The organism is Plantactinospora siamensis, assembly GCF_042434095.1.
Classification (GTDB): Bacteria; Actinomycetota; Actinomycetes; order Mycobacteriales; family Micromonosporaceae; genus KBS50.
Genome location: NZ_JBHLUE010000001.1, coordinates 300,077 through 317,418, shown reverse-complemented (window position 1 = coordinate 317,418; position 17,342 = coordinate 300,077). Strand labels below are relative to the sequence as shown.

General features: G+C 72.8%; 17 protein-coding genes and 4 tRNA genes. 19 read left to right on the top strand and 2 right to left on the bottom strand.

The window, feature by feature from the left end; genetic code table 11:
* Window positions 1-11: 11 nt before the first annotated feature.
* The 4 genes from ACFFHU_RS01445 to ACFFHU_RS01430 all read left to right on the top strand — a co-directional run bounded on the left by ACFFHU_RS01445 (window position 12) and on the right by ACFFHU_RS01430 (window position 5,773).
* Window positions 12-1,652, top strand: coding sequence for a complex I subunit 4 family protein (locus tag ACFFHU_RS01445; RefSeq protein ID WP_377334813.1), 1,641 nt, complete (start codon window positions 12-14; stop codon window positions 1,650-1,652).
* Entirely contained in the window at window positions 1,649-3,277 is a 1,629-nt protein-coding gene (locus ACFFHU_RS01440) for an NADH-quinone oxidoreductase subunit N (protein ID WP_377334811.1), read from the top strand. The genes ACFFHU_RS01445 and ACFFHU_RS01440 overlap by 4 nt, the downstream gene beginning before the upstream one ends.
* Before the next feature lie 119 nt (window positions 3,278-3,396).
* Window positions 3,397-4,281 carry a zinc metalloprotease HtpX gene (htpX, locus tag ACFFHU_RS01435; RefSeq protein ID WP_377334809.1) on the top strand — a complete coding sequence of 295 codons (885 nt, stop codon included), beginning with the start codon at window positions 3,397-3,399 and terminating at the stop codon, window positions 4,279-4,281.
* Window positions 4,282-4,501: 220 nt separating this feature from the next.
* On the top strand, window positions 4,502-5,773 hold the full coding sequence (locus tag ACFFHU_RS01430) for an MFS transporter (protein ID WP_377334807.1): 1,272 nt from the start codon (window positions 4,502-4,504) through the stop codon (window positions 5,771-5,773).
* Between the two features lie 59 nt (window positions 5,774-5,832).
* Here ACFFHU_RS01430 and ACFFHU_RS01425 read toward each other — a convergent pair whose 3' ends face one another.
* Window positions 5,833-6,327, bottom strand: coding sequence for a YajQ family cyclic di-GMP-binding protein (locus ACFFHU_RS01425; protein WP_377334805.1), 495 nt, complete (start codon window positions 6,325-6,327; stop codon window positions 5,833-5,835).
* A 146-nt stretch (window positions 6,328-6,473) separates the two neighbouring features.
* Here ACFFHU_RS01425 and ACFFHU_RS01420 point away from each other — a divergent pair.
* Both ACFFHU_RS01420 and ACFFHU_RS01415 read left to right on the top strand, forming a co-directional pair.
* Window positions 6,474-6,557: transfer RNA gene (locus ACFFHU_RS01420), tRNA-Tyr, on the top strand.
* A 243-nt stretch (window positions 6,558-6,800) separates the two neighbouring features.
* Window positions 6,801-7,757, top strand: a complete 957-nt coding sequence (locus ACFFHU_RS01415) for a DUF3152 domain-containing protein (RefSeq protein ID WP_377334803.1) — start codon at window positions 6,801-6,803, stop codon at window positions 7,755-7,757.
* Between the two features lie 6 nt (window positions 7,758-7,763).
* On the opposite strand, the gene ACFFHU_RS01410 is transcribed toward ACFFHU_RS01415, so the two are convergent.
* Window positions 7,764-8,024 carry a hypothetical protein gene (locus ACFFHU_RS01410; RefSeq protein WP_377334801.1) on the bottom strand — a complete coding sequence of 87 codons (261 nt, stop codon included), beginning with the start codon at window positions 8,022-8,024 and terminating at the stop codon, window positions 7,764-7,766.
* Between the two features lie 574 nt (window positions 8,025-8,598).
* Here ACFFHU_RS01410 and ACFFHU_RS01405 point away from each other — a divergent pair.
* The 13 genes from ACFFHU_RS01405 (at window position 8,599) to ACFFHU_RS01345 (ending at window position 17,308) form a co-directional block, all read left to right on the top strand.
* Window positions 8,599-11,151 (top strand): putative bifunctional diguanylate cyclase/phosphodiesterase, encoded by a 2,553-nt coding sequence (locus ACFFHU_RS01405; protein WP_377334799.1) that lies wholly within the window; start codon window positions 8,599-8,601, stop codon window positions 11,149-11,151.
* Between the two features lie 149 nt (window positions 11,152-11,300).
* Window positions 11,301-11,373 (top strand) — tRNA-Thr (locus tag ACFFHU_RS01400).
* A 26-nt stretch (window positions 11,374-11,399) separates the two neighbouring features.
* Window positions 11,400-11,472: transfer RNA gene (locus ACFFHU_RS01395), tRNA-Met, on the top strand.
* A gap of 165 nt (window positions 11,473-11,637) precedes the next feature.
* Entirely contained in the window at window positions 11,638-11,805 is a 168-nt protein-coding gene (rpmG, locus tag ACFFHU_RS01390; protein ID WP_095563668.1) for a 50S ribosomal protein L33, read from the top strand.
* A gap of 103 nt (window positions 11,806-11,908) precedes the next feature.
* Window positions 11,909-12,355, top strand: coding sequence for an FAS1-like dehydratase domain-containing protein (locus ACFFHU_RS01385; protein ID WP_377334797.1), 447 nt, complete (start codon window positions 11,909-11,911; stop codon window positions 12,353-12,355).
* Window position 12,356: 1 nt separating this feature from the next.
* Entirely contained in the window at window positions 12,357-12,749 is a 393-nt protein-coding gene (locus ACFFHU_RS01380) for a MaoC family dehydratase (RefSeq protein ID WP_377334796.1), read from the top strand.
* Window positions 12,750-12,902: 153 nt separating this feature from the next.
* Window positions 12,903-12,975: transfer RNA gene (locus ACFFHU_RS01375), tRNA-Trp, on the top strand.
* Between the two features lie 118 nt (window positions 12,976-13,093).
* On the top strand, window positions 13,094-13,483 hold the full coding sequence (gene secE / locus ACFFHU_RS01370) for a preprotein translocase subunit SecE (RefSeq protein ID WP_377334794.1): 390 nt from the start codon (window positions 13,094-13,096) through the stop codon (window positions 13,481-13,483).
* A gap of 37 nt (window positions 13,484-13,520) precedes the next feature.
* Window positions 13,521-14,243: a transcription termination/antitermination protein NusG gene (nusG, locus tag ACFFHU_RS01365; protein WP_377334792.1), complete on the top strand. Its 723-nt coding sequence runs from the start codon at window positions 13,521-13,523 to the stop codon at window positions 14,241-14,243.
* 190 nt (window positions 14,244-14,433) lie between these two features.
* Window positions 14,434-14,865 (top strand): 50S ribosomal protein L11, encoded by a 432-nt coding sequence (gene rplK / locus ACFFHU_RS01360; protein WP_377334790.1) that lies wholly within the window; start codon window positions 14,434-14,436, stop codon window positions 14,863-14,865.
* 65 nt (window positions 14,866-14,930) lie between these two features.
* Window positions 14,931-15,644: a 50S ribosomal protein L1 gene (gene rplA / locus ACFFHU_RS01355; protein ID WP_377334788.1), complete on the top strand. Its 714-nt coding sequence runs from the start codon at window positions 14,931-14,933 to the stop codon at window positions 15,642-15,644.
* 81 nt (window positions 15,645-15,725) lie between these two features.
* Window positions 15,726-16,613, top strand: a complete 888-nt coding sequence (locus ACFFHU_RS01350; RefSeq protein WP_377334786.1) for an ABC transporter ATP-binding protein — start codon at window positions 15,726-15,728, stop codon at window positions 16,611-16,613.
* A complete protein-coding gene (locus ACFFHU_RS01345; RefSeq protein ID WP_377334784.1) occupies window positions 16,610-17,308 on the top strand; it encodes a hypothetical protein in 699 nt (232 codons plus the stop codon). Before ACFFHU_RS01350 ends, ACFFHU_RS01345 begins: the two co-directional genes overlap by 4 nt.
* Window positions 17,309-17,342: the final 34 nt, after the last annotated feature.

Below are 17,342 nucleotides of genomic sequence, written 5' to 3'. Positions count from 1 at the left end.
GGGAGCGGGTCATGATCGGCGGCGGGCAGGTGGGGCTGGTGGCCGTGCTCGCGGTGCCGGCGCTCGGCGCGGCCGTGCTGGCACTGCTGCCGGCCCGGGCCGACCGGGCCGCCCGGGGGGTCGGTACGGCCTTCGCGGCGGTCACCTTCGGCATCACGGTGCTGCTCGGGGCACGCGGTCCGGTGGTCACCGACGGCAGGCTGCTGGGCCCGCAGGACCCGGTGGGCTGGTTCAGGTACGGCAGCGGCGCCGGGCCGCCCGCCGTGTTGCCCTGGCACCAGCTCGATCTGCCCTGGGTGCCCGCCCTCCAGCTCCGGTTCCATCTGGGCGTGGACGGGATCTCGTACCCGCTGGTGGTCCTCACCGGGCTGCTCACCCTGCTCTGCTGCGCGTACACCATGTCGAAGGCGCCGGGCGGCCGGTCCGGGCGGTCGCTGGTGGCGCTGCTGCTGGTCGTGGAGGTCGGCATCCTCGGCACCTTCCTCGCCCTCGACCTGGTCCTGTTCTTCCTGTTCTTCGAGGTCGTGCTGCTGCCGATGTACGCGGTCATCGCCGGGTGGGGCGGCGACGACGCCGGCATGCCGCGCCGGTACGCCGACTACCTGCCGTCGCCCTCGGGCGTCGGGGTGGCCGTCCCGAGCGGCGCGGCCCGGGCCGCGGCGCGCAAGTTCGCGCTGTACACGCTGTTCGGCTCGGTGCTGCTGCTGGTCGGCGTGTTCACCGTGGTGGCCGCCGCCGGCACCGCCGACATCGTGACGCTGACCGGCGGGTCGGGGCTGTCCCACGGCGTCCAGCTGGCCGCGTTCACGCTCTTCGCGCTGGCCTTCGCGGTGAAGAGCCCGCTGTGGCCGCTGCACAGCTGGCTGCCCGACGCGCACACCCAGGCGCCCACCGTGGGCAGCGTCATCCTGGCCGGGGTCCTGCTCAAGATGGGGACGTACGGGCTGATCCGGATCGGCGTGGGGGTGACCCCGCAGGGGGTCCGGTGGGCCGGGCCGGTGCTCGCGGTGCTCGCGGTGGCCGCGATCGGCGTGGGTTCGCTGGTCTGCCTCGCGCAGTACGAGCTGAAGCGGCTCATCGCGTACTCCAGCGTCGGGCACATGGGCTTCGTGCTGCTGGGCATCGCCACCGGAACGGCCACCGGGATCTCGGCCGCGCTGATCGGCAACGTGGCGCACGGGGTCATCACCGGCCTGCTGTTCTTCCTGGCCGGCGGCATCAAGGACCGCACGCACACCGGCGACCTGGCCGAGCTGGGCGGGCTGCGCGAGACCAACCCCCGGCTGGCCGGCCTGCTCGGGTTCGCCGCCGTGGCCTCGCTCGGCCTGCCCGGGCTGGCCGGCTTCTGGGGCGAGGCCTTCGCCGTCTTCGCGGCCGTCCGCCGGGGCGGCCCGTTCTGGCTCACCCTCGCGGTGCTGGCCGCGATCGGCGGCGCGCTCACCGCCGCGTACTTCCTCCGGCTGCTGCGCCGGGTCAGCCACGGCACCGCCACCCCGGTGGTCGCCGGGCTCGGCCCCGGGGTGGCCGCGGTGGAGTGGCTGGCCTGGGCCCCGCTGGTGCTGCTGGCGCTGGCGGTCGGGCTGGTCCCGGCCCTCGTGCTCGGAATGGCCGGCGACCCGGTCCGGGCCCTCCTCTCGGCGGTGTCACCATGACCGTCGACCACCTGGCGCTGCTGCCCGCGTACCTGGCGGCCGGCACCGCGGTGCTGGTGCTGCTGGTCGACCTGGCGGTCGACCGGTGGGGCGCCACCGTGCTGGCGGCGGCGGCCGGCGCGGTGGCCACGGCGGCGGCGGCGCCGCTGGCCGGGCGCGGCGCCGACCGCCGTACGTTCTGCGCCGGCGACGCCTGCTCGTACCTGTTCACCGGCCGCTCGGCGCTGGTGGCGACGCTGTTCGCGATGCTCACCCTCGGGGTGCTCGCGCTTTCCGTGCCGCTGCTGCGCGCCGGGGCGGTGCCGGCGGGGGAGTACTGCTTCCTGCTCGCCTGCTCGATGACCGGCGGCGTGGCGCTGGGCGCGGCCGGCGACCTGATCACCCTGATCGTGGCGCTGGAGACGCTCACCCTGCCGCTGTACGTGCTGGTGGCCGCCCGCCGGACCATCCGGGCCGGCGCCGAGGCGGCGGTGACGTTCTTCGTGGTGAGCGTCGTGGCCACCGCCGTGACGCTGCTCGGCGCCGCGCTGCTGTACGCCGGCACGGGCCGGATCCACCTGAACGGGCTCGCCGCGGCGCTCGACCCCGGCGGCGCGGCGCCCCGGCTGCCGCTCACCACGGTCGCGGTCGCGCTGGTGGTGCTGGGGCTGGCCTTCAAGGTGGCCGCCGTGCCGTTCCACGCCTGGGCGCCGTCCACCTACGACGGCGCGCCGCTGCCGATCGCCGGCTACCTCTCCACCGCCTCCAAGCTGGGTGGCGCCGTGGCGCTGCTGGCGGTCGCCGCCAACGCCTGGCCGGGGGGCGTCGCCGGGCCCGCGCTGCCGGTCCGGATCACCGGACCGGTGCTGGCCGTGCTGGCGGTGCTGACCATGACCGTGGGCAACCTGGTAGCGCTCCGGCAGACCCGGATGGTGCGGCTGCTGGCCTGGTCCTCGGTCTCCCAGGCCGGCTATTTCCTCGCCCCGCTCGGTGCGCTCGCCGTGCACCGGGACGCCGGTGCCGGGTCCGCGCTCGGCGGGGCCGTCCTGGCGTACGTGGTCTTCTACGTGCTGCTGGAGTTCGCGGCGTTCGCCGCCGTGGTGGCGCTGCGGCCGGCCGACGCCGATGGCGGCCCGATCGCCGGCTACCGTGGCGCGGCCCGGCGGCACCCGCTGATCGGTGCGGCCTTCGTGCTGGCCCTCGTGGGACTGGCCGGCCTGCCGCCCGGGCTGGCCGGCCTGTTCGCCAAGGTGGTGGTGGTCCGGTCGCTGCTGGTGGGTGGCGCCGGCTGGCTGGCCGTCGTGGTGGCGCTGAACGCGGTCGTCGGGCTCGCCTTCTACCTGCGGGTGGCCGCCACCCTCTACTCGCCCCTCCCGGTCGATGCTCCGGCGGGCGCCGCCGCGGGCTGGTTCCGGCCGGGCCGCGTCGAGCCGACCGGCGCGTCCGCGGCGGTGGGTGCGTCTGAGCCGGCCGCGGCGGTGGGTGCGTCTGAGTCGGCCGCGGGGGTGGGTGCGTCTGAGCCGGCCGCGGCGGCGGTGCTGCACGCGCCGGCACGGTCGGTGGTCGTGGCGCTGATGATCGCCACCGTTGTCGCGGTGGTCATCGGCTTCGCGCCGCAACTGGTGCTGGACGTCGTCGCCCGCTAGCGGCCCGTCAAACCACCGTCGTTCAGCCATTTCTCAGCTATATCCGGATGATGGACGGGTAGCCGGGTGTTGCACCGGTTGGCGGGCCGGCCTTCGGTCCGCGCACCGAAGGAGTGATCGTGCACAGCCATCGAAACGGTCTCAAAACGGCCGCTTTGCTCGGCCTGCTCACCGCGTTGATCCTCGGCGTCGGTTACTGGTTCGGCGGCAGCGCCGGCCTGGTCATCGCCGTCGGAATCTCACTGGTCATGAACGCCGTGACCTACTTTTTCTCGGACAAGCTGGCGCTGCGCTCGATGGGGGCCCAGCCGGTGAGCGAGGCACAGTTCCCCGCGCTCTACCAGATGGTCCGGGAGCTGTCGACGGCCGCCAACCAGCCCATGCCGCGGCTGTACGTCAGCCCGACCATGCAGCCCAACGCCTTCGCCACCGGTCGGAACCCGGCCAACGCGGCCGTCTGCGTGACGCAGGGCATCACCCAGATCCTGGATCAGCGCGAGCTGCGTGGGGTGATCGGGCACGAGCTGTCGCACGTCTACAACCGGGACATCCTGATCTCCAGCGTGGCCGCCGGGCTGGCCGGGATCATCACGGCGCTCGCCCAGCTCATGTGGTTCATCCCGCTCGGCGGTGGCAGCAACGACGATGACGGTCCGAACCCCGCCGTCCTGCTGGCCATGCTGATCCTCGGCCCGATCGCCGCGACGGTCATCCAGCTGGCGATCAGCCGGAGCCGGGAATACCAGGCCGACGCCTCCGGCGCCGAGCTGACCCGGGACCCGATGGCGCTGGCCAGCGCCCTTCGCAAGATCCATATGGGTACCCAGCGGCTGCCGCTGCCGGCCGACCGGCAGCTCACCAGCACCGCGCACCTGATGATCGACAACCCGTTCCGGGGTGGCGGTCTCGCGGCCATCTTCTCCACCCACCCGCCCATGGAGGAGCGGGTACGGCGGCTGGAGCAACTGGCCGGCAACAACGGCCCCATCCAGTACCTGCGCTGAGCCGCCCTGCCCCGCCGGCCGACCGGGCCGGCGGGGCAGCGCCGCGCCGGGGGCGCCAAGCCAGCGCCGTGCCGGGGGCGCCAAGCCAGCGCTGTGCCGGGGCGCCAAGCCAGCGCTGTGCCGGGGGACACGTGTTCATCGGGTGGAAAGTCGGCTGACCGGTTGTCCACCCGGCGTTAGGGTCGAGGCAGATCCCCGATCCTTACCCGGAGGCTTCGCCGTGGCCGCGTTCCGTCCGTACCTCGACGTCTGGCGCATTCCCGGCGCGCCGATGCTGCTGGTCGTCGGCATCGTGGCCCGGCTGGGCATCGGGATGACGCCGCTGGCCCTGCTGCTGGTCGTGGCGGACGTCACCGGCCGGTACTCCCTCGCGGCGGTGGCCGGCGGCTGCTACGCGCTGGCCGGCGCGGCGCTCAGCCCCATCGCCGGCCGCATCGCGGACCGGACCGGCCCGACGCCGGTGCTGCTGGTGACCGGGGTGGCCCACCCGCTGGCGCTGGTCGGCCTGCTGGCGGCCAGCCGGGGCGGCGCGGGCGCCGCCGGGCTCATCGACGTGGCCGCCGCGCTGGCCGGGTCCACCTTCCCGCCGCTCACCGCCGCCATCCGGGGCGCCTGGAACGGCCTCACCGAGCCCCGCACCGGCCGGTCCGGGCTGCGCAACGCCGCCATCGCCGCCGAGACGTCGCTGTTCGAGCTGGTCTTCGTGCTCGGCCCGCTGCTGGTGGCCGGCTTCGTGCTGGTCGCGGACGCGTCGGCCGCGCTGCTCGGCGCGGCCGCGGTCACCCTGGTCGGCACGCTCGGGGTGGCGCTCGGCCGGGCCATGCGGGGCTGGCGGCCGCAGCCCGGGGACGCCCGCGCGAAGGGCCTCGGCCCGCTGCGCATCCCCGGCTTTTCGGCGCTGCTGGTCTGCGTGGCGGGGCTCGGCATCGCGTTCGGCGCCGCCGGCGTCACCGTGCCCGCCTTCGCGGACGCGCACTCCGGCGGCGACGGCGAGAGCCTGGCCGGGGTGCTGCTCGGGATCTGGGGCGTGGGCAGCGCCCTCGGCGGGCTCTGGTTCGGCACCCGGCCCGCCGCGGCCAACATGACCCGCCGGTTCGGCTGGCTGCTCGGGGCCGTGGCGGCCACCTTTGCCGTATTTGCCCTGATGCCGGGACCGCTGGCCCTCGGGCTCGCGCTGGCGGTCGGCGGCGGAGCGATCGCGCCCGCGCTCACCCTGGAGAACAACCTGGTCGGCCGGATCACCCCGGGCAGCATGCTGAACGAGGCGTACACCTGGGTGGTGACCGTGTCGGTCGGCGCGAGCGCGGGCGGCGGCGCCCTGGCCGGGGTGGTCGTGGACCGGCCCGGCGGCGTCCCGTGGGCGTTCCTGCTCGCCGGCGCCGCGGTCGCCGTCGCGGCCGGGGTGGCCGCGCGGCCAGCGGGTCCGATCGCCCGGGCCGAGGAAACCGCGACGGTACGCCAGGAGCGGGCGCTCGCCACCGACCGCGCCTAGGTTGCGGCAGGCTTTTCGGAGGCACGCCCGGCGTTCCCGGCGTACCTCCGAGCCGCCGGTCAGCGGTAGTTGGTGAACTGCAGGGCCACGTCGAAGTCGGCGCCCTTGAGCAGCGCGATGACGGCCTGCAGGTCGTCCTTCTTCTTTCCGGTCACCCGGAGCTGGTCGCCCTGGATCTGCGCCTGGACCCCCTTCGGCCCCTCGTCCCGGATCTTCTTGCTGATCTCCTTGGCCTTGTCGGACGCGATGCCCTGGATGACCTTGCAGTCGATCCGGTAGACCTTGCCGGACTGGCGCGGCTCGCCGCAGTCCAGCGACTTCAGCGAGATGGTCCGCTTGACCACCTTCTCCTTGAAGACGTCCAGCGCGGCCTTGGCCCGCTCCTCCGTTTCGGCCTGGATGGTGATGGCCTCCTCGCCGGCCCAGGAGATCTGCGCGCCGGTACCCCGGAAGTCGAAGCGCGAACCCAGTTCCTTCTCGGCCTGGCGCAGGGCGTTGTCCATCTCCTGCCGGTCGACCTTGCTCACGATGTCGAACGACGGGTTCGCTGCCATGATCATGCTCCCGGAGTCGGTGTCTGGGTGGGTCTACGGCCGCCCCGCGGGCGGCACATCCAGCCGACGGTACCCGGTTGCGCCGGCGGCGGGGACAACCGCTATTCTTGCTGTCGCCGCCGCGCCTTGGCGTGGTGGCACGCCCTGGCGGGTTGCCCGAGCGGCCAATGGGAGCGGACTGTAAATCCGTCGCGAAAGCTACGAAGGTTCGAATCCTTCACCCGCCACCAGGTGCGGCTGCGGCCCCGGATCGGCACCAGATGCCGACCGGGGCCGTTGCCGTCGGCCTACGAATTCCGGTATCTCTCTCGGCGGGTCCCGGCGAATGCCGCCACCCGCCCCGAGCGTCCACTCACGGTTGCCGAGCCGTGCCGTCCGAAGCCTCGAAGCTGGGTAAAGACAACGTTGTGCCGCGGTCACTCGTCTTCCTCAATGCGCGGCACCGATGCGAGCCGCCCGGCGGGGGGAGACACATGAGGAAAGCGACCACGGACCGGTCCCGGTCGCGCGGCCGTGCCCTGCTGCCGCTGCTGGCCCTGTTGCTGGGCGCGGCCGTCGGCGGCTGTTCGCGACCGGCGGCGGAGCACCGGGCAGCCGGCGACCGGGCGGCGCCGGCGGTGCGCCAGCCACCGACCCCGGTCGGCGGCCAACCGGCCACCGGCGAGCGGGAAGCGCCGGCGGTTCCGGCCGCCGCGGCGGCCGGGCCGGCGCGGCCCGAGCCGGCCCGACCGGCCCCGGCTCGGCCGGACCCCGCTTGGCCGGAGGTCGGGCGGCCGGAACTGGCCCGGCCGGGACCGGCCCGGTACGCGCCGGTGGCGATCAGCTATCCGGCCGCCGGCGGGAACCGGTGGCACGGCGCCGGCCCGGAGTCGCCGGCCGGGCCGGGCCGGGGGCGGCTGCTGCGCTACCGGGTGCTGGTCGAGCAGGACATCCGCGGCCTGACCGTGGCGGACTTCGCGGCCGAGGTGGCCGGCGCGCTGCACGACCCGCAGGGCTGGACGGCGGGGGGCCGGCTACGGCTGCTGCGGGTCGGCTGGAACCAACCGGCCGACTTCACCATCTTTCTGGTCACCCCCGGCACCCGGGACCGGTTGTGCCGGGGCGCCCCCGACGGGTACACCTCCTGCCGCAACCGGGACCGGGTGGTGTTGAACGTGGCCCGCTGGATGAAGGGGGTGCCGGGCTACGGGGCCGACCTGGCCACCTACCGGCGATACATGATCAATCACGAGGTCGGGCACCGCCTCGGCCTGGGCCACGAGCGGTGCCCGGGACCCAACCGGCCGGCGCCGGTGATGCAGCAACAGACGCTGGGCCTGCACGGGTGCGTCGCGAACGCCACGCCGTACCAGCACGGTGCGCGCTACTCCGGGCCGTCCGGCGTGTACGACGATCCGGTCCCGCCCCGCGACCGCGGCCAGGCCGGTTGACGGGCGTCAGTCGTGCCGGGTGCTGGGGTCCAGGCGCAGCCGGGCCAGGAAGTCGCTGCAGGCGCCGGCCTCGGTGGGGAACACCTTGAGGTTCGCCTTGGTGCCGGAGTCGCTGTAGTAGACCTCCCAGCCGGCCGGCGCGTGGTCGATCACGTAGCAGTGGCCCACGCCCTCCCCGCCGTACAGCCGGTAGCACTCGGGCCGGAAGCCCTCCTCGGGAAGGAGCGTCTCCAGGTCGGCGCGCGTCTGGGCGTCCGGATCCACCATGCGGGTCATCATGCCGGCTGATCGGCGCGGCCGCTCGCCGGCCACACCGGCGAGGGTTCGACCGGCTGCCCGATTTCTACCAAAGGCGCACTGGGTCCGCACCGTCGTTCATGAAAGGATTTGACGGCGTTGCGACCCTTTAAGCTTCTTGTTACTTAGATGTGATCTTGCTGTTTGGCCAACCGTCCGCTAAGCCGAATTTAAAGGTAATGGGTCCGGCTGGGGGATACCGTACCTGCCGAACGGGCTGAAGTCTCCGCCATGACTGCGAAGCAGGGCCGCTCCGGCTTTGCGGCGCGTTTCCACTGTGGCACCATCATGGAACCTCCACCGTGTGTTCCACACCCTCGCTCAGCACCTTGATAGGAGCCATCGATGTGTACTCGACGGCTTAGCCGAATCCTCGGCGTCACCATGGCACTCGCGGTAATCGTGGCATTGGCCGCCTTTGCGACGGATACGCCAATGCTGCTCGGGATCGACTGGAGCGCCAGCTTCGGCGCCCTACTCATCCCGTAACCCTCGATCTGGCTCAGCCGGCGGACGTGGACGGGCCCCGGCAGACGGGAGGCCGATGCGAGCCCGTACGTCGTCGCGGCGGAAGTCGGACCTTGCCTGGCTGATCACTGGCCCGCTCGCGGTCGTGGCCGTGCTGGCCTGCGTCCTGCTCGGCGTGCTCAACCCCGCACCGTCCGAGTACTGGACGCAGTCGACCTTGGCCACCCACCTGATCCTGCTGCTCGGGCTTCTGACCGCGCTGGTGCTGGCCGGCATTCCGACGCTCAACCTCGTCGTCCGGCGGCAGGCAGTCACCATCTCCATCACCGAGATCCCGATCGTCGTCGCGCTGCACTATCTGCCGGCGCTGCTGGTCGTGGTGCTGGTCATGTGCGCGACCCTGATGATTCAGCTCCGCCGGCGGATGAGCCGGGTAAAGCTGTGGTTCAACGTCGCCCACTCGGCGGCGGCCATCTCGCTGGCCGGCCTCGTGCTGACCGGATTGCCAGGGCACTCGGGCGTCGGTCCGGTCGCCTGGGGCGTGCTCTGCGTGGCGCTGGCCGTCTACGAGCTGGTGAGTCTCTCGGCCGTCTGCGGCGTGATCAGTCTCGTGCAGGGCTGGCAGGCCGGCCGGGAGGTGCTCGGCTCGGCCCGGCTGGTGCTGGTCACCACGGGGCTCAACACCGCCGTCGGCCTCGTCATCCTGCTGGCCGTTGATGCCACCTGGTGGTCGCTGCTGCCGCTCGCGGCGCTGGCCGCGGCCCTGGGACTCGTCTACCGCTCGTACGCGATGTCGCTGCGGCAGCACCGCACGCTCGAGAACATGTACGAGCTGACCCGGGTGATGACCGAGCGGGGCCAGGACGGCACGCTGGTCGACGCCATGCTCGGCCGGGTTCGTGCGCTCATGCAGGCCGAGTACGCGACGCTGTGGCTGCCTGCCCAGGGTCGCCACCCGGAGGTGCTGCTGTCGGCCCGGGTGGACGATTCGGGGCTGCTGGACGTGGCGCCGATCCCGCCGACCGTGCGGGAGTTGGCCATCCGCGAGCGGCGCACCCTGGCCATCGGCAGCCGGCTGGCCGACGAGGACGGGCTCCGGACCCGGCTGCGCGGCACCGGTGTCAAGGACGCCCTCGTGGTGCCATTGCGGTCGGGCTCGGCGGTGATCGGCACGCTGGAGGTGGTCAACGGGCTCAGCGAGATCGGGCACTTCCGCCCCGGTGACGTGCCCGTCTTCGAGACGGTGGCCGCGCACACGGCGGTGGCGCCGGAGAACTCCCGCCTGGTCGACCGGCTGCGCTTCGACGCGTACCACGATGGGTTGACCAAGCTGCCGAACCGCCGGCGGATGACCGCGGCGCTCGGGGACGCCGTGCAGGTCCGGGCCCCCGGCGAGGTGGTGGCCATCCTGCTGTTTGACGTGAACGACCTGCGCCGGGTCAACGAGACGCTCGGGCACGCGGCCGGCGACCAGGTGCTGGTCGAGGTGGCCGACCGGCTGCGCGGCTCCGCGCCGGCGTCGGCGCTCGTCGGGCGGATCGGCGGCGACGAGTTCCTGGTGCTGCTGCGGCTCGCCGACACGGACGCCGCGCTGGAACTGGCGGGGCGGCTGCGCGAGCAGATCCGGGACCAGATGGTCTTCGGCGAGCTGACCCTGGACGTCGACACGGTGGTGGGGGTGGCGCTGCATCCGGATCACGGTGACGACCCGCACGCTCTTCTGCAGCGGGTCGACCTGGCCGCCACCGCCGCCAAGGCGGTGCCCGGCGGGATCCAGCTGTTCAGTCCGGTGCTGGAGTCCCGGTCGATGCACCGGCTCAGCCTGGCCACCGACCTGCGCCGCGCGCTCGACCAGGATGAGCTGGAGGTCTACTTCCAGCCCAAGGTGACGCTGCACGACCGGCGGCTCGTCGGGGTGGAGTGCCTGGCCCGCTGGGAACACCCCGCGCACGGCGCGGTGGCGCCGGAGGACTTCGTGACGGTGGCCGAGCACACCGGCCAGCTCGGCCGGCTCACCGAGGTGGTGCTCCGGGAGGGGCTGCGGCGCAGCCGGGATTGGCCGCAGGGGCGGCAGCCGCTCAACATCGCGGTCAACGTGGCCGCGCGTACGCTGGCCGACCCGCAGTTCCCGGCCCTGGTGGACGGCCTGCTGGCCGAGTACGGCGTGCCGGCCGAGCGGCTCACCCTGGAGGTACGCGAGTCCGGCGTGCTGGACGGCACCGAGCGGCCGCTGCCGATCCTGCACCGGCTGCGCGAGATCGGGGTGCGGCTCTCGGTGGACGACTTCGGCACCGGCTACGCCTCGCTGTCCTACCTGCGGCGGCTGCCGGTGCACGAGGTCAAGGTGGACCGGTCGTTCGTGCAGGGGATGGCGACCGACCCGGTGGACCTGGCCATCGTGAATGCCGTGGTGACGCTCTCCCAGCAGTTCGGGCTCGCCGTGGTGGCCGAGGGCGTGGAGAGCGAGCTGACGCTCGAGCTGCTGCAGGACATCGGCTGCCAGATAGCCCAGGGCTTCCTGTTCAGCCGGCCGCTGCCGTACGAGCGGCTGGCGGCCTGGGTGGAGGCCCAGGCCGAGCCGGAGCCGCTGACCGCCGCGGACGTTCGCCGGCTGCGCGCGGTGCCCTGACCGGGCCTGACGGTGCGCCGGGAAACGAGCCGGTCATCCGGTTGACGACCCGCTGTCCGGGGTCGGCCCGGCGTGCCGGGGATCCGATTTCACCTCCGGCGCGGCGCCGTGTACTCTTACCTCTGCGCGTCTCCCGGGAGATCGCGCAGGCCCCCTTAGCTCAGTCGGCAGAGCGTCTCCATGGTAAGGAGAAGGTCTACGGTTCGATTCCGTAAGGGGGCTCAGAGGGTTCAGTCGGACCCGCTCACGGCGGTGTAGCTCAGATGGCAGAGCAAGCGGCTCATAATCGCTGTGTCGCCGGTTCAAGTCCGGCCACCGCTACTCTCGGGCGCCGGGCCTATCCCGGCGGATTCCACCGCTCGGACCGCGAGGCCCCGGGCGGCCCGATGCGGCGGGCGCCACAGGCGCCCGCTTTGCGTGTCCGCGTGACTCTCGGCTACGCTGGCACGCCGTAGTAAATACCGTTAGCGAGGAAGGCGCCCCGCCGTGGCCAAGGCGACCGACATCCGTCCAAAGATCACTTTGGCGTGCGTGGAGTGCAAGGAGCGCAACTACATCACGCGCAAGAACCGCCGGAACGACCCGGACCGCATCGAGCTGAAGAAGTTCTGCCCCCGGGACGGCAAGCACACCCTGCACCGCGAGACCCGCTGACGCCGCGCCGGCCCCAGGCCGGCTCCGCAGCCTACGAACGCCGCCCCCGGCACGCGCCCGGGGCGGCGTTCGGCGTGTCCGGCGCCCGTGTAGGTTCGCGGTCATGCCCTTGGACCCTTCCTTCGCCGGGCGGAGCTACCCGCCCACCGCGCCCTATCAGGTGGGCCGGGAGAAGATCCGCGAGTTCGCGGTGGCGATCGGCGCCACCGATCCGGCCTACCATGATCCGGAGGCCGCCCGGGCGCTCGGCCATCCCGACGTGGTGGCGCCGCCGACCTTCCCGTTCGTGGTGTCGATGGCATCCGGGAACCAGGTCGTCGAGGACGCGGAGCTGGGCGTGGACTACAGCCGGGTGGTGCACGGGGACCAGCGGTTCGCCTACACCCGCCCGATCGTGGCGGGCGACGAGCTGGTGTGCGCCAGCACCATCGAGGAGATCACCAGCCGCGGCGGGCACGACTTCCTGACCACCCGCACCGAGATCACCACGGTGACCGGCGAGCCGGTGGTCACCGCCTGGTCCAAGCTCGTCGTCCGCGGGGAGGGCTGAGATGGACCTGTCGCCCAGGACGTACCGGATCACCCGGGCCGACCTCGTCCGTTACGCGGGCGCCTCGGGGGATTTCAACCCGATCCACTGGAGCGAGCGGTTCGCCACCGGGGTCGGCCTGCCGGGCGTGATCGCCCACGGCATGTTCACGATGGCGCTGGTCGGCCGCGCCGTCACCGAGTGGGCGGGCGCGCCGGACGCGGTGCTGGACTTCAACGTCCGGTTCACCCGGCCGGTGGCGGTGCCCGACGACGACGAGGGCACCGAGATCCAGGTGAGCGCCACCGTGCGCGAGGTCACCGAGGACGGCCGGACGGTGCTGGACCTGAGCGCCACCTGCCGGGGCGAGAAGGTGCTGGCCCAGGCCCGGGCGACGGTGCGTGCCCGGGGCTGAGCGATCGCGGTCGACGCCGGCGCGGCGGGGACACGCGGGGATCGGCGGAGGTACCGGTTGGGAAACTCGTGCCCTTACCCGTACACTGGTCCGCCGTGGGGTAAGCGACCCCCGCTCAGGCGTGCGTGCCCGGGTGGGGTGGCTGACCCGCACAGGGGTGTAGCTCAATTGGCAGAGCAGCGGTCTCCAAAACCGCAGGCTGCAGGTTCAAGTCCTGTCACCCCTGCGCCTGGGGCCTGACCGTTCCGTGGGGTCGGAGTTCCGCCGGCTGTCGTCGGGACGGCGTTCGACAAGCAGGGTGCGTCGCCGACGTACCAAACCATCACCCCGCGACGGAGGGCGAAGTGGCCGACAGCAATCGGCGTGGCGAGAACGCCGCGGACGATCGTGACGACCAGGTGACCGACGACGTCGTCGAGGGCGACGAGACGGACGACCTCGACGAGGAGCCGGTTTCCCGGGGTGGCACGGCCACCCGATCCCGCAAGCGGGCCGGTTCGGCCGACAGCCGGCCAAAGGCCCGGCCGGACACCGACCGGGTGGGAATCTTCGGCCGCCTGGCCCGGTTCTTCCGTGAGGTGGTCGCCGAACTCCGTAAGGTCATCTGGCCGACCCGGAGCGAGCTGCTGACCTACACCGCGGTGGTGGTGGTCTTCGTGGCCGTGATCCTGGCCATCGTGACGGGCCTGGACTTCGCCTTCGGCAGGGGCGTCCTCTGGGTCTTCGGCGACTGAGCGCCGATCCAGCTGACAGTGACGGAAGTGAGCAAGCGTGCCTGAATACGACGAGACCGCCCAGCCGACCGACGAGCAGTCTCCGGTGGCGACGGCGGCCGATGAGGAGTCGGTCGGGGCCGCCAGCGAGCCGGACGTCGCGACCGCTCCGGAGGTTGACGAGGAGTACGACCCGGTGGCCGAGCTGCGGCAGAAGCTGCGCTACGCCCCGGGCGACTGGTATGTCGTGCACTCCTACGCCGGCTACGAGAACAAGGTGAAGACCAACCTCGAGACCCGGATCACGAGCCTCGACATGGAGGAGTACATCTTCCAGGTCGAGGTGCCGACCCGCGAAGAGGTCGAGGTCAAGAACGGCAAGCGCCTCCAGGTGCAGAACAAGGTCTTCCCGGGCTACATCCTGGTCCGGATGGACCTCACCGCGGAGTCCTACTCCTGCGTCCGGAACACCCCCGGGGTCACCGGCTTCGTGGGCGCCACCGACCGGGCCGACCGGCCGGCGCCGCTGTCGCTGGACGAGGTGCTCAAGTGGCTCGTCCCCGCGGTGCAGACAGCCGAGCAGAAGAAGGCGAAGCCGGAGGTCAAGGTCCTCGACTTCGAGGTCGGCGACTCGGTCACCGTCACGGACGGCGCGTTCGCCTCGCTGCCCGCGACGATCTCCGAGATCAACGCGGACCAGCAGAAGCTCAAGGTCCTGGTGTCGATCTTCGGCCGGGAGACGCCGGTCGAGCTGAACTTCAACCAGGTCGCCAAGATCTGACGCCGGCGCCGGGTCCGTCGTACGCGCCGTCGAGCCGGTGCGTACGGCCGCTCCGGCGGGTACGGCGGGCCTCGGCGGATCGGCCGTCGTCGGGCTGCGCTACCCTAGAACGTCGCCCGCGACACGGTTGACCGTGCCCGTCGCCGGCGGCATCAGGTGCACATCCACCAGATCAAGCCCAGGAAGAGACATGCCTCCCAAGAAGAAGCTCGTCAAGACGTTCACGCTGCAGCTGCCGGCGGGCCAGGCCACCCCGGCGCCGCCGGTCGGCCCCGCGCTCGGCCAGCACGGCGTGAACATCATGGAGTTCTGCAAGCAGTACAACGGGCAGACCGAGTCGCAGCGCGGTGACATCGTTCCCGCCGAGATCAGCGTGTACGAGGACCGGACCTTCACCTTCGTGCTGAAGACCCCGCCGGCCGCCCGCCTGCTGATCAAGGCCGCCGGCGTGGCCAAGGGCTCCGGCGTGCCGCAGAGCGACAAGGTCGGCGCCGTGACCCGGGCGCAGCTGCGGGAGATCGCCGAGAAGAAGATGGCCGATCTCAACGCCAACGACCTGGACCAGGCCGAGAAGATCATCGCGGGCACCGCCCGGTCCATGGGCATCACCGTCAAGGACTGAATTTCCCCATCCGTGGGAGGGCGCGCACCGGCGCGACCCGCCAGACACCACAGGAGCACGAGCACATGCAGCGCAGCAAGAACTACCGCAAGGCCGCCGAGGCCATCGACAAGAGCCGGCTGTACACGCCGGTCGAGGCCGTGAAGCTGGCCAAGGAGACCACCAACGCCAAGTTCGACGCCACGGTCGAGGTCGCCATGCGCCTCGGCGTCGACCCGCGTAAGGCGGACCAGATGGTCCGGGGCACGGTCAACCTGCCGCACGGCACCGGCAAGACCGCTCGCGTCATCGTCTTCGCGGCCGGCGCCAAGGCCGACGAGGCCGTGGCCGCCGGCGCCGACGAGGTCGGCACGGACGAGCTGGTCGCCCGGATCCAGGGCGGTTGGCTGGACTTCGACGCGGCCATCGCCACGCCGGACCAGATGGCCAAGATCGGTCGGATCGCGCGGATCCTGGGCCCGCGCGGTCTCATGCCGAACCCGAAGACCGGCACGGTGACCATGGACGTCACCAAGGCCGTGCAGGACATCAAGGGCGGCAAGATCACCTTCCGGGTGGACAAGCACTCGAACCTGCACCTGATCATCGGCAAGGCCTCGTTCTCGGAGAACCAGCTGGTGGACAACTACGCGGCCGTTCTCGACGAGGTGCTGCGGGTCAAGCCGTCCGCGGCCAAGGGCAAGTACCTCCGGAAGGTCACCCTCACCACCACCATGGGCCCGGGCGTACCGGTCGACCCCAACGTGGTGAAGAACGTGCAGGAGAACGCCGCGGCCTGAGCCGCCGGCGGTAACGACACCCGGACCGGGGCGCCCCTCGTGGGGCGCCCCGGTCCGTCGTCACATGGCAGGCTTACCGGCATGCGGTTACAGGACGTCTGGCTCCGGTACGACCGCCGCGGCCCCTGGGTGCTGCGCGACGTTTGCGTCCAGATGGGACCGGGCGAGGCCGCCATCGTGCTGGGCCGCAACGGGGCCGGCAAGTCGACCCTGCTGCAGCTGGCCGCCGGGGTGTTCCGGCCGGGCCGCGGCGCCGTGCTGGACCGGCCGGACCGGGTGGGTTGGGTGCCGGAGCGCTTCCCGGCCGACCAGCCGTTCACGATCCGGCAGTACCTCACCGGGATGGGCCGGATGGCCGGCCTCACCGCTTCGGCCGTTCCGGCCGCCGTGGACCGCTGGGTCGAGCGGCTGGGCCTGGCGGCGTACCGGGAGGTCCCGCTGCCGCAGCTGTCCAAGGGCACCGCGCAGAAGGTCGGGCTGGCGCAGGCTTTGCTCGTACCCCCGGGTCTGCTGGTCCTCGACGAGCCGTGGGAAGGCCTCGACGCCGAGTCCCGGGAGCTGGTGCCGGAACTCGTCACCGAGGTGCTGACCGGCGGCGGCAGCGTGCTGGTGAGCGATCACCGCGGCGAGACGGCGCGGCTGCCGGGCGCGCTGCGCTGGCTGGTGGCCGACGGCACGGTCCGACCGGCGGACGCGGCCGCCCCGGCGCCGCCCCCGGCGGCGTCTGCCGGGTCGCCGGCGGTGGCGGCCGCGGGGTCTCCGTCTGCGGGGTCGTCGGCGGCGTCTGCCGGGGCGCCGGTGGCGGCTGCGGGGTCGCCGGCGGTGGCTGCGGGGTCGCCGGCGGCGGAGCCCGGCGGCGTGTCGGTGGTCGAGGTGGTGGTGCCGACCGCGCGGGTCGGGGGCACCGTGGCGGCCCTCCGCGCCGCCGGCCACGAGATCCGTCGGGTACGCGAGGAGTCCGCCCGGTGATTCCCCTGCTGCTGATGCGCCTGACCGGCTTCGTCCGGACCGGCCGGGCACTGGCGCCGCTGCTCGCTGGGCTGCTGATCCTCGGGGTGCTCAACGGCGGCGGCCGGTCCCAGGCCGGCGAGGCGTACGCGGTCTCCTCCGTGGTGCTGTTCCCGGTGCTGGCCTGGCAGGCCAAGCTGCTGCTGGACATCGAGCCGGACGTGCAGCGCCGGCTCGCGGTGGTGTCGCTGGGGCGTCGGCGGGAGGCGGCCGCCGGCCTGCTGGCGGCGGTGCTGGTGGGCCTGGTCACCGTGCTGCTGGCCCTGTCGGTGCCCTGGCTGCTGGGCGGGGTGCGGATGCCGTACCGGGCCGCCGACGCGCCGCTGGGCGTGCAACTGGCAGTGGGCGGCTGGGCCCACCTGATCACCCTGCCGGCCGCGGTGGCCCTGGGCGCCCTGGCCAGCCGGGCCGCCACCCGGTCGGTCACGTACGGGCTGGCCGTGCTGGCCTCCGGCGTGGTGGGCGCCATCGTGCTGAGCCTGCCGGCGTCGCCGCTGGCCTGGCTGGCGCCGCCGCTGATGTCCGCGGCCCGGCTCGCGGCTGGCCCGGCGGGCGGACCCGACGCCGCCCGGGTGGTGTTGCTCAGCGTCCAGGCAGTGATCTGGGCCACAGCGGCGCTGACCGGCTACGCCGCGCTGCGCCGCCACCGCCCGTGACATAGCACACGCTCCGGCCCCGCCGACCCGTTAG

What these genes read in the sequence shown, in the direction of transcription:
- ACFFHU_RS01445 (WP_377334813.1), top strand. Translation starts at nt 12, where the DNA reads ATGATCGGCGGCGGGCAGGTGGGGCTGGTGGCCGTGCTCGCGGTGCCG.
- ACFFHU_RS01440 (WP_377334811.1), top strand. Translation starts at nt 1,649, where the DNA reads ATGACCGTCGACCACCTGGCGCTGCTGCCCGCGTACCTGGCGGCCGGC.
- ACFFHU_RS01425 (WP_377334805.1), bottom strand. Translation starts at nt 6,327, where the DNA reads ATGGCAGCGAACCCGTCGTTCGACATCGTGAGCAAGGTCGACCGGCAG.
- ACFFHU_RS01415 (WP_377334803.1), top strand. Translation starts at nt 6,801, where the DNA reads ATGAGGAAAGCGACCACGGACCGGTCCCGGTCGCGCGGCCGTGCCCTG.
- ACFFHU_RS01410 (WP_377334801.1), bottom strand. Translation starts at nt 8,024, where the DNA reads ATGGTGGATCCGGACGCCCAGACGCGCGCCGACCTGGAGACGCTCCTT.
- ACFFHU_RS01405 (WP_377334799.1), top strand. Translation starts at nt 8,599, where the DNA reads ATGCGAGCCCGTACGTCGTCGCGGCGGAAGTCGGACCTTGCCTGGCTG.
- ACFFHU_RS01385 (WP_377334797.1), top strand. Translation starts at nt 11,909, where the DNA reads ATGCCCTTGGACCCTTCCTTCGCCGGGCGGAGCTACCCGCCCACCGCG.
- ACFFHU_RS01380 (WP_377334796.1), top strand. Translation starts at nt 12,357, where the DNA reads ATGGACCTGTCGCCCAGGACGTACCGGATCACCCGGGCCGACCTCGTC.
- rplK (WP_377334790.1), top strand. Translation starts at nt 14,434, where the DNA reads ATGCCTCCCAAGAAGAAGCTCGTCAAGACGTTCACGCTGCAGCTGCCG.
- rplA (WP_377334788.1), top strand. Translation starts at nt 14,931, where the DNA reads ATGCAGCGCAGCAAGAACTACCGCAAGGCCGCCGAGGCCATCGACAAG.
- ACFFHU_RS01350 (WP_377334786.1), top strand. Translation starts at nt 15,726, where the DNA reads ATGCGGTTACAGGACGTCTGGCTCCGGTACGACCGCCGCGGCCCCTGG.